Genomic DNA, 2,839 nt, shown 5'->3' on the forward strand with positions numbered 1-2,839 from the left:
AGTCGTCCGCCGGGTCCTCAGGGCCACCGGCAAGGACTTCGGCGGCCAGCCCGAAATCAGCTAGATCAGATTGTCCCGGGTGCGCAGATAGGCTTGGCTGCCGTCCTGGACCGTGACCGTGTTACCGGCCGGCCCGTCACTCACCCGCATCGCCTGTTCGGGCGTGCCGGTATTGCCGCGCAGCCGCACGTTAACGTTGTTCTCCTCCAGCCTGGCGTCCGCCGGGCCGCCGGCGGCCTGGATCACCACCCGGCCGGACAGGCTGTTGCGGCAGACCGTGGCTTCGAGCGTATTGCTGCGGCTGGCAAGCCCGGGCGCGCCGCTGGCCCCGACCAGACGGATGGCGCTGGTCGGGCAGCTGGTGATGCGATTGCGGTCCAGCGTCACCTCGCAGCGATTGTGGTGGGCCTCGCCGAGCGCGCCGTGGACGGCGAGGCCGAGGGGACTGCCGGAGATAGCGTTGCCGGCGATCAGGCCGCGCAGGTGGTTGTGCTGCGGAACCCGGTCGGCCAACGGAACCGCGGTCATGATATTCAGGCCGAACTGCTGGTTGTCCTTGAGCACATTATCCACGGCCAGGATCTGGTAGCGATTCTGACACGGCCCGAACGAGCACGAGAAGAGCAACCCTCCGCGCTCGCTGGCCTCTATGGTATTGCGCAGGATGCGCGCCCCGAAGCTCACCTCGTTCGGCTCCGGGAAAAAGCACACAAAGGCAATCCCGTCGGCAAAACAGTCCCGCATGGCGTTGTCACTGATCAGCAGCTGATTGGCCTGGCCGTGGCGTGCCTCGGCAAAAATATGATGTCCCTGTCGAGCGCCCGCCCCGCGTGGCAGCTCGGGCGCAAAACGCTTCAGGCCGTTGTGCTCGAAAACACAGTTAGTGATAACGGCCTGGGTTGCGCCGCCCACAAAGATCCCGTGATCGCCGTGCTGGCTGAGGTGGCAGTTGCGGATCGCGACGCTCGCCCCGAGCGGTACGCCAATCCCGTGGCCGCCCCCGTTGGTCACCGTCACGCCGGCCAGACTGGCCCCGTCCTCAAGAAGCACGACCGACCGGGCAGCCCGAATCGGATCGAAAGACGGCTCAAACTGGCCCTCGCCGTTGAGAATGCAGTCTTCGGCACCGCTACCCTCGACCGTCACGCCAACCGGAATTCGCAGCGGCAGCCGCTCTCCGCTCGTGCTCGGCCCATAGCTGCCCGCCCCGAGCACGACGACATCGCCGGGTCGAGACCGGGACAGGCCGAGGCTGAGGGAAGCGGCATCGGCCGCCCGGTCGGTCGGATGGACAAAAATCGTCGTCATAGATAAGCCCCCCGCAAGGCGCAACAGGTCGACGGGACACTCCCGCCGAGCCTCATACTATAGGCGTATACCGGCCAAAAAACAGCCCCCGTACCGAGGAGGGCCTTTTCTTTTTGGCCTGGTGTCGATATGTATGGCAGTCGTCCATCCGTTCTCTGAGTCAGACACGAGGAAGCGCGTTATGGCAGACGATTCGTCAGAAAAAATACCCCACATCAAGGTGTCGAGCGCCTACCCTGGAGAGTGGTACATCGTTGAGGTTGACGGGGGCGAGGGCAAGCTGCACATGGAACTCCGTCGCCCGGTCGGAGAGGACGACGACGACGTCTTTCACCTGAATATCAAGGCCCCGATCCAGCCTTTTGAGGTGGAGAGCACGAGCAGCGGTGGGGTGACGCATACCCATGAGCGGATCGAGTCGGCCCATCTGAGCTTTTCCGGTCCCCGCACGGTGTGGCCCGACTTTGTGCGCTGCATCCAAGCCCTGGCCAGTATCTTTGATACGCTGGAGATCAGTCCGCTCGACCGCGAGAAGGTCAGAGAACACTTTTTCAAGAAAAAGTAGCCGCGCCGCTATTCGACCCGCGCCTGTTGGGCGCGGACGACCACATCGTCACGGTCGGTTTCCACCCGCACGCGGTGCGTCCCTCCAGCCTCCCGGACCGCATAGCCGATGCTGTACTGGGCGTGCAGTTCCTGGGAGATCGTCCGGGTGGCCTGGGCCAGCGTGTCGCGCAGGCCATGGTCATCGGCCGTATTGAGCAGAAAATGTTTTCCGCCGGTCTGAGTGCTGATCTGGCGCAGGGCTTTGACATCGACCCGCTCAACGCCCTGATTCGGCAGCATGGCAAAGCGGCCGATCATGATTCGCCGTCGGTCGCCCAGATAGCTGTGGGGATTGCCGATGCCGATGGTATAGATCAGGACCCCGGAGCGCCGGGCGGCGTCGAGCATGTCGGCGAGCGGGGTGAGGCTAGCGGTATCATAGCCGTCGCTGATCACAACCAGGGCTTTTTTCTGATGGCGGCCGCGTTTGACCCGATGCAGGCTGTCCACAATGGCGTCGTGCAGCGCCGTGCCACCCAGCGGCCGCAGCTGGGTGATCGCCTGGGCGAGCAGCATACGGCTGTCGGTGAAGTCCTGGAGCAGGGTCAGCTGGTGGCTGAACTGTTCGAGAAAGACTTCATCGCCGCGTTTGATCTGCTCAATGAACCCCTGCAAGGCGTGACGGGCAGGACCTCGCTTGGCACGCATGCTGCCGCTGCCATCGACCACCAGGCCCAGACTCACCGGCTCCCGGCGACCGGTATTGAAGTAGACGATCCTCTGCGCCACGCCATCGACATACAGGCGGAAGTCCTGGGGTTCGAGATCTGGAACATATGCGCCCTGAAAATCGGTGACGGTCACAGTCAGGACACGTCTGGTCCAGTCGGCCGGGGGCAGGGCCGGGGCCGGCTCGGGCGCCTGAGCCGACTCGGGATTTTCAGGCGTCGGTTCGTCCGCCGGGACGGGCGACCCGTTCCCGGCA

The 2,839-nt window shown here is 64.2% G+C and carries 3 protein-coding genes; 1 reads left to right on the forward strand and 2 read right to left on the reverse strand.

Features of this window, described 5'->3' with window-relative positions; translation table 11 throughout:
- Positions 1–60 precede the first annotated feature (60 nt).
- Positions 61–1,308, reverse strand: coding sequence for a right-handed parallel beta-helix repeat-containing protein (locus J4F42_22115; GenBank protein MCE2488219.1), 1,248 nt, complete (start codon positions 1,306–1,308; stop codon positions 61–63).
- A gap of 181 nt (positions 1,309–1,489) precedes the next feature.
- On the opposite strand from J4F42_22115, the gene J4F42_22120 reads away from it, so the two are divergent.
- Entirely contained in the window at positions 1,490–1,873 is a 384-nt protein-coding gene (locus J4F42_22120; GenBank protein MCE2488220.1) for a hypothetical protein, read from the forward strand.
- A gap of 8 nt (positions 1,874–1,881) precedes the next feature.
- On the opposite strand, the gene J4F42_22125 is transcribed toward J4F42_22120, so the two are convergent.
- Positions 1,882–2,839, reverse strand: a 958-nt coding sequence (locus J4F42_22125; protein ID MCE2488221.1) for a VWA domain-containing protein, incomplete at its 5' end; no start/stop codon positions are given.

The organism is Desulfurellaceae bacterium, assembly GCA_021296095.1.
In the GTDB taxonomy this organism is placed as follows: domain Bacteria; phylum Desulfobacterota; class Binatia; order Bin18; family Bin18; genus JAAXHF01.

What these genes read in the sequence shown, in the direction of transcription:
- J4F42_22115 (MCE2488219.1), bottom strand. Translation starts at nt 1,308, where the DNA reads ATGACGACGATTTTTGTCCATCCGACCGACCGGGCGGCCGATGCCGCT.
- J4F42_22120 (MCE2488220.1), top strand. Translation starts at nt 1,490, where the DNA reads ATGGCAGACGATTCGTCAGAAAAAATACCCCACATCAAGGTGTCGAGC.